The 7,274-nt window shown below is 43.0% G+C and carries 8 protein-coding genes; 5 read left to right on the top strand and 3 right to left on the bottom strand.

Annotated features, from left to right (window positions below; translation table 11 throughout):
* From D2V05_RS12620 to D2V05_RS12610, 3 genes are all read right to left on the bottom strand, one after another.
* The coding region (locus D2V05_RS12620; protein WP_119648014.1) for a LytR/AlgR family response regulator transcription factor at positions 1–575 on the bottom strand (575 nt) is incomplete at its 3' end.
* A gap of 7 nt (positions 576–582) precedes the next feature.
* Entirely contained in the window at positions 583–1,386 is an 804-nt protein-coding gene (locus D2V05_RS12615; protein WP_119648015.1) for a sensor histidine kinase, read from the bottom strand.
* Between the two features lie 30 nt (positions 1,387–1,416).
* Positions 1,417–2,373: a tetratricopeptide repeat protein gene (locus D2V05_RS12610; protein ID WP_119647215.1), complete on the bottom strand. Its 957-nt coding sequence runs from the start codon at positions 2,371–2,373 to the stop codon at positions 1,417–1,419.
* Between the two features lie 190 nt (positions 2,374–2,563).
* Here D2V05_RS12610 and D2V05_RS12605 point away from each other — a divergent pair, with 190 nt between their 5' ends.
* From D2V05_RS12605 to D2V05_RS12585, 5 genes are all read left to right on the top strand, one after another.
* Complete coding sequence (locus D2V05_RS12605; protein WP_119647214.1) at positions 2,564–3,103, top strand: hypothetical protein; 540 nt, start codon at positions 2,564–2,566, stop codon at positions 3,101–3,103.
* An 18-nt stretch (positions 3,104–3,121) separates the two neighbouring features.
* On the top strand, positions 3,122–4,132 hold the full coding sequence (locus D2V05_RS12600) for a hypothetical protein (RefSeq protein ID WP_119647213.1): 1,011 nt from the start codon (positions 3,122–3,124) through the stop codon (positions 4,130–4,132).
* Positions 4,133–4,198: 66 nt separating this feature from the next.
* On the top strand, positions 4,199–5,167 hold the full coding sequence (locus D2V05_RS12595) for a hypothetical protein (RefSeq protein WP_119647212.1): 969 nt from the start codon (positions 4,199–4,201) through the stop codon (positions 5,165–5,167).
* Between the two features lie 16 nt (positions 5,168–5,183).
* Positions 5,184–6,371, top strand: coding sequence for a hypothetical protein (locus D2V05_RS12590; protein ID WP_147378253.1), 1,188 nt, complete (start codon positions 5,184–5,186; stop codon positions 6,369–6,371).
* Positions 6,372–6,375: 4 nt separating this feature from the next.
* Positions 6,376–7,274: hypothetical protein (locus D2V05_RS12585; protein ID WP_147378275.1), on the top strand; the 899-nt coding region annotated here is incomplete at its 3' end.

Genomic DNA, 7,274 nt, shown 5'->3' with positions numbered 1-7,274 from the left:
CCCTCAAAATATTTTAAGGTTTTGGAAGCCGTGATTTTTTTGTTCGATAAGGTATGGATGTGGGTATAATTGGCATCTGACTGTAGTCGGACTATGTCATTGGTGTCCACCATGACGAACCCATCCACTGTAGGGATGGCAATTCGTTTGGAATTTCCCGACCCCTCCTTAAAATTATGGAAAAGCACATCAATTTTTTTTGTGGTCTCTTTGAGGTCCTTGTTCTCCCTCACTTTTTGTAGTGCTTCATGGAGGTCTTCTTTGGCAATGGGCTTCAACAAATAATCCAAGGCAGAAAATTTGATGGCCTTTAGGGCATAAGTGTCAAAAGAAGTGGTGAAGATCAGTTCAAAATCAAGATGGTTTAGTTGGGACAGTAAATCAAACCCGGTAGTACTCCCGAGCTGGACATCCAAAAAAAGCACATCAGGATTGTATTTTTCTATATGTATTTTACCCTCTGAAATGGTATTACAACTCGCCAGTATTTGGATATCCGGGCCAACTTCCTGCAGAAGACCCGTCAATCGGGAAATGCAGTGCTGTTCGTCATCAACGATAATGGCTTTTAACATGGCGAGGTCAGAATTGAAGTTCCAAAGGTAGGTTTATTTCCACACGCAGGCCTTCTTTCTTGTCTATCATGTCGATGGAACCTTCCGTGTTTTTCATATGGTTGATGATCTCGATACGGTTGGTGGTGATCTTTACGCCCAAAGAACTTTTCTCCTTGGTATCCATAGAAGCGGTGGCCCGACCGATCCCATTATCCTCCACCACGCATAAGAGCATGTCTCCCTTTTTCTTGATTTGGATATCAATTTTCCCAGTGTTCCCTTTGGGGGCAATACCATGCCATATACTATTTTCAATAAAGGGCTGTAGGATCATCGGGGGAACCAAGGTGTTGTCCGGCTCAATGTCCTCGTCTACGGTTATGCTGTATTCCAGATGGTTTTCCAGTCGAATGGCTTCCAGTTGCATGTAAAGCTCCATGAGTTCCAGGTCTTCTTCGAGGGTAATCCATTTCTTTTCAGAATTTTCAAGGATGGCACGGGTAAGTTTGGAGAATTTTACCAAGTATTCATCGGCCTGTTTTATATCATTCCTTGAAATAAAATCGCTAATGGAGTTCAAGGAGTTGAAAATAAAATGGGGATTCATTTGTGAGCGTAAGGCCTTGAGTTCTGTCTCGGCTACCTTGGCATTGAATTCGACCACCTTTCTTTTTTCCAAGGCATCACGTCTGCGTTTATATAGAAAATAACTTGCAATTGAGATCAGTGCCAGAAGGATGGCCCCAGCCAAATAACCATTTTTGACGAGATGTTGCCGTTTGATTTCCTCCTCGGCCTCGGCCTGTTGCCTCTCCATTTTGAACTGCATTTCCTTCCGGGTCAGCTCAGATTTTTTTTCTTAGCTCAACACACTGTCCTGAAGACGTACATGCTCTTTGTAAGCATGGAGGGCTTCTGCCATTTCTCCTTCATGTTCGTATACCTCACTCAATACTTTCCAGGAATCCGCTTGCCATTCCACGGCTTCGATCTCTTGGGATAGGTCAAGGGCTTTCCTCCCATTTAAGGCAGCCAAGTCATAGTTTTTCAATATGATATTGACCATTCCTATGCTGTTCAGGGCAGAAGCTTCAATGTATTTGTTCCCGATCTGGTGGGCAAGATCCGCCGCCTCCTGATAATACAAGAGTGCCTTTGGGTAATCTTCGAGTTTTTTGTAAGCTAGGGCCAAGTTATTGGTAATGGCGGCCACAAAGAGGTCATTTTCTTCCTGTTTGGACAATTTTAGGGCCTTTTCAAGATTGGCCACTCCTTCTTCATATTTTTTAGTGTCGTTGTAGATGATTGCAATGTTTGACAGTGCTTTTATTTCATCAGGGACATTGCCCAACTTTTGTGCAGAGGTCAAATAGGCTTCATAATTTTCCAAGGCCCTATCGTACTGTTTTAAATCGGCAAAAATGTTTCCGATATTGCTCAACAACGACGCTTCAAGTGACCTGTCCCCTATGGATTCGGCAAGATGTTGCGCTTTTTGGTAGACATCCAGTGCGGCTAGGTCGTCTCCCATAACATAATGCAGGTTTCCCTTCTGTCTCAATGCGTAACTCTCCCCCTTGATCCAATCTGTTTCGGAGGATATGGCAATGGCCTCATCTACCAAAGGAAAAGCTTCCTTGGGATTGGAATAGGTCATTTCCCCAGCAGTTTTTATCAATAAAGAAACGCGGACAGAATCTTTTGCCGAATGGGTGGCCAATTCCTGTTGTAACGAATCCAATACGCTTTGTTGGGAAATTCCCCAAAGGGGAAAGAGCAATAGGACTAAAAAGATCTTTTTAAAGGAATCTGGCATGGCGGGTGATTGGTCAAAACCAAATTTAAAGGTTTTGACTCAATATGCTGCCCCGTTCATTGTGTATTGCGGTAATTCAACAAAAGACAACGCTCATGTTCATATTTACAACGGTGAATAAGTGGTCGTGGCATAGGCTATGGGGAATATATAGCTTGGTGTTTTCTACGCACCATAACCATTTTATACTATGAAAAAAATGCAGTTGTTTTTCCTTTCCATTTTTACACTTACCATGTTCACAAATTGTAATTCTGACGATGGCGATGAACCAGAGGATGGGAAATCCGGAAAGGTTGAGGGAATCATCCAGTTGTCCGGGGAGGAGACTGGGGTTTTGGGGACTTCTTTGACCGTAGGGAACATTGAGGTCGGAAATGCATCATTGACAGGAACGGACAAATCTGTCATATTACTTTCCGATAATATTACAGTGGTAGATAACGAACTGGTCTATAGTAATGACCAGAGCGGTTTTGTGATCGTGGCTGCGGATTTTTCCACTGGGGGGTCACCCGATATCGACAAGACCATTTCCATGACCATTGTAAAGAACGGGGAAGAATATCCACATGCGTGTTCCTCCCCCTATCAAGGATTCTTTATGGCCTGTGGAGATGGGTTTGAAGTTGATTTCGAAGCCAAAAAAGTCACTTTTGAAGGTACCACGGTAATCAATACCGATGATGACAAGCTTTTGACTATGGATGGAGTGATAACGTGGGAGTAACGGTTCATATTGAAGAAAATGATACATAAGATAAGTTTGGGGGTATTGTTGGCTATCTTGGGGTTGCTTGAATTAGAGGCACAGGCCCCAAGTGCCAACAATCTGATTGTGTTCGATCCACCTTCCGAGAAGTTTGCTCCCGTTAAACTACAGGCCCATATGGGCCTTCCTCGGTTTGGGGCATTTAACAGTCATATGGTTAAGAATACGGGTGCCACGCCCGCGATGAGACCCGCACGGGGAAATGATGGGGCCCATGTGATGGAACAGAACAAAAAGGAAAGAAACGGTCTCTTGAATTTTTCCATTTTGGTGGGGTTGAAATATTTGGAGCCCTTTATGAGTGATCTGGACCGCGGGCGTTTGACCGTGGCCAGTTCCAATACATCACAAGAACAACGGAATTCCGCATTTCTACAGCAGTTTTTACGGACCCAAGTCGGTCCGAATCTTTGTTTGGACAATGCCTGCAACCAAACCAATCAAGGAAAAAACGAGTTTGAGAGGCTTCGCAATTATACCTCTTTTGTTGAGGTATGTTTGGAGCCACTTCAAAGGTGGGGCCAATCGTTTTTCAAAAATGATGAAATGGTAGGATACCATGTATCCACACTTCATGTTGGAAGGGGGTATGACTTTGACAAATTAGGGTATTGGGTAGGACATTATCTTAATCTGAACGATGTTTTTACCCCAAAGCAAGGTGGGGCCAAAAGAGTGGTCTTCGAGCCTGTTGCGGCATATGAGCATGAACTTTTGAAGAAAATCAACGGAAAGAACAATCTTCAATTTTTTCTCAAAATCGACGAACAGACCGCCGAACGGTTCTTGAAGGAAGACATCAACCGGTTGTATTTGGTGAAGAAGATAAAATTGAAACGTTCGGGCAAACCGATGGCCTTTCCTTATGACCCTGTGGAGTTCAACTATTCCCATGTGGACAGCGATGTGGAAATTTATGAGGACGAAGCCCTTACAGAACATTTTATGACGCTTTCCCTTGCCAACCTCACGTTAAAAACCAATTGATCTATGAAGAATTTGCTTTTTGTAATTATAATAATTGTTTGCCAAGGAGTAGGGTGGGGCCAACCAATGGAAAAGGTTTTTGATCCACCCAGTACCGATTTTATTTCCCTATCCTTACAGACCCACAAAGGGAAGCTCCGCTTTGGGGTACAGGATGAATATTTTGTGAAGGCCGATGGCACCTATATAAGCTCTAGGGAAGAAGGGTATTTTGAAATGGACAAACGGTCCAGCCACCATATGGCCAGTAAGCACGCCTTTATGGAGCTTTTGAAGATGAGGTTTAAGGAAGACATGTTTGCGGTAATGGACAAAGATCTTTTTACCGAACGAAAGCAAAATATGTATGAGGAAGAGTTGAAATCCCTCACCGCCCAGCAGCATGTACTGGCCTTGGCAAATGCATTGTGCAATACACAACAGTTGATTCGGTTTTTCTGCAACCCAAAAGAAGAGGATTGTGTTTCCGGGTTTCCACAAGAAGGGTATTACAACGAACCAAGGAACCAAAGGCCATGGGGAGGCAGGGGGGCTTCGGAGTTTCAGAAATTGCGTGCGTATACCGCTTTTGTGAAGGAAAAATTTCCCATGTTAGAAAAGTGGGCAAAGACCCTTTATACAGACAATACCTTGGAGGGATACTATGTGGCCCGAACCAATTTGGGCACCTACGATTTTAAGGATGGGGGTTATTGGTTCAATACCAATCAATTTTACAACACTGGCTTTTTGTTACATTGGTATGGACTTCAACCATCCAACTCCACCGAAAGAAATTTGATGCATCCCAATGGCACTTCTATCCTCTTCAAAATGTCTCCGGAAGAGGCAGAGCACTTTTCTGAAAAGCACCAATACCTCTATTTGGTGTTGGATGTGACCGGCTACCTGAATGGAGTGGAAAATTATCGTGCAGATCAGCTCAAGACCACCTTCAGTTTGAACAGCCCTGTCATAGAACTGTACTCGGATGATGGCCTTACCCAAAAAGTGGGGGAAATAGACATCAATTCCATGGTGTCCAAAACCAGATAAAATCTAAGCTATGAAAATGAAAGATATAAAAACCAAATCCATATTGCTTGTTGCGGTTTTTGGTCTGTTGGCGCCAATCTCGGTCCAAGGACAGTTTTTAAAAAAACTGAAAAAGAATGTGGAGGATAAAATCGTAAATAAGGCCAGTGAAAAAACCGATGAGTTATTGAATGGGGAAGGGGAAAAGACATCGGCTCCAGAAAAAGAGAAACCAAGTCCAAAGACTGGGCCTGCATCAACAAACAAAACATCCCCAAACAGCATACCGATAGGAAATCAAACCCAGAATAAATCGCCTGAAATTAAGGACGATAATATTATCACCTATAAGGCCCCCAACAAGGATTTTATGGATGTGGTCATACAATCTCACAAGGGACTTCCCCGCTATGGAGATGTTTATTATCATAGGGGGGTTACGGCCCCGACCCATAGCAAAGCCTATCGGGCACTCTTGGAACTTAAATTTATGGAAGACCTTTTCAAGGATATGGACCGGTCAAAACTCACTTCATACAATTATGCGGACAATGACCTTAAGGCAAAGAACTCCAATAAGGCCCAACATCATTTGTTGATGCTCGCAAAGGATGTTTTTTCGGATGAAAATATGCAAGAATACTTTTGTGACCCCGAAGCAAAGGCCCCGTGTAATTTTACCAATGCCGTGGGTGAACGAACCATTGTACCTAGCTGGGGAGGGACACGGAACAATGAATTTGCCCAAAATCGCAGTTACTCCAAGTTTATCAAGAATCATTTTGAGACCCTTCGGGATTGGAGTGAAACATTCTATGAAAATGGAAGCCAAGTCGCCTACTTCGTGGCTAGGGGAGCGGTAGCTGAAAAATATGATTTTAAGGATAAAGGCTATTGGATTGGCAATATATTCTCCATAGGAGGGGACTTTATACTTCATAATTCCAATTTTTTGGCCTACTCTGAGAATGAAAAAACCTTGAAGAACACATCAAAAAAGGTTTTTTTGTCCGTAGACCCAACAGCGGCCAAAGAATTTAACCTCCAATCCAGATCACCCGTATTTGTGGTGTTCAAGGTGAAGGTGACACCTCGTATTACAAATCCTACCCATGTGGATTGGGAGTTTGAGTTGGAAAGTACAACAATGGAGTTTTATAAGGATGCCCCCCTAACCAAAAAAATGGGAGAGGTGGATATGAAGACCGTTAAATTTAAAGATTGATCAAATGAAATGTAATCGTACGAAACAAGTTTTATGGATTGTAGGGGTATTGCTGATGACATTGCCTCAGAACATGAACGGTCAGTTTTTTAAAAAATTGAAGCAGCAGGCCGAGGAAAAAATAATTAAAAAGGCCGATAAGAAAGTGGGTGATATTTTGGATGGGAAACAAGATTCGGCGAATGGAACGAATACGCAAACTGAGGCCATAACACTACCCGAGGCCCAAAAAACAGAGCAAAAAGCTACACAACAGAATACCGCCATAGCTTACAATGAGGATGATTACCTGGTTTATAAATCCCCTAACCAAGCCTTTAAGGATATTGTGGTTCAGAAATTCAAGGGCCTTCCCCGATTTGGGGCCATAGATTCCTATATGATGCAGGACAATCCCAAAAAAGTGGACCTTTCCAAGGAAGCCGGTGAAAAAAGGAATCTGACGGGTACCGGGTATGCTGGGTTTGCCCACTTGGTGCGTATCCATAGTTTGAAGGAGCATTTTAAGGTGATGGACAGGACTGCCCTAACGCAGCAGACAAAAGGAAAGATCATTGAGGAAGAAGCAAAGTCGAGCTTGGCCCAAAAAGTATTGAAGGAATTTGCATTTGATATGGGAACCGATGCCCTGAAAAAGGAATATTTTATGAACGATTGGAGCGGAACCGGTAAGAGTGCCTTGGTCCGTGAATGGGGAGGTCACCAAGCGGACGATTTTACGGAGAATGAGCGGTATGTATCTTTTGTAGAAAAGTATCTGGATATCATTTTAAAATGGAGCAAAAGCTTTTTTAGTGATGGAACCGAGGATTTTCAATTGGTCCATGCCATAAAGTTCCAAGGCCAATATGATTTTGACAAAGGAGGTTTTTGGATACGGTTACCTATCAAAAGACCCCCATT

Origin of the sequence: Flagellimonas pelagia (assembly GCF_003584135.1) — a bacterium.
Classification (GTDB): Bacteria; Bacteroidota; Bacteroidia; order Flavobacteriales; family Flavobacteriaceae; genus Flagellimonas; species Flagellimonas pelagia.
The sequence above is the reverse complement of the archived record's forward strand: the minus strand, read 5'-3'. Positions and strand labels throughout refer to the sequence as shown.

Bases quoted from the DNA above. Each gene is read 5' to 3' on its own strand.
- D2V05_RS12615 (WP_119648015.1), bottom strand. From the start codon at position 1,386: ATGCAGTTCAAAATGGAGAGGCAACAGGCCGAGGCCGAGGAGGAAATC.
- D2V05_RS12610 (WP_119647215.1), bottom strand. From the start codon at position 2,373: ATGCCAGATTCCTTTAAAAAGATCTTTTTAGTCCTATTGCTCTTTCCC.
- D2V05_RS12605 (WP_119647214.1), top strand. From the start codon at position 2,564: ATGAAAAAAATGCAGTTGTTTTTCCTTTCCATTTTTACACTTACCATG.
- D2V05_RS12600 (WP_119647213.1), top strand. From the start codon at position 3,122: ATGATACATAAGATAAGTTTGGGGGTATTGTTGGCTATCTTGGGGTTG.
- D2V05_RS12595 (WP_119647212.1), top strand. From the start codon at position 4,199: ATGGAAAAGGTTTTTGATCCACCCAGTACCGATTTTATTTCCCTATCC.
- D2V05_RS12590 (WP_147378253.1), top strand. From the start codon at position 5,184: ATGAAAGATATAAAAACCAAATCCATATTGCTTGTTGCGGTTTTTGGT.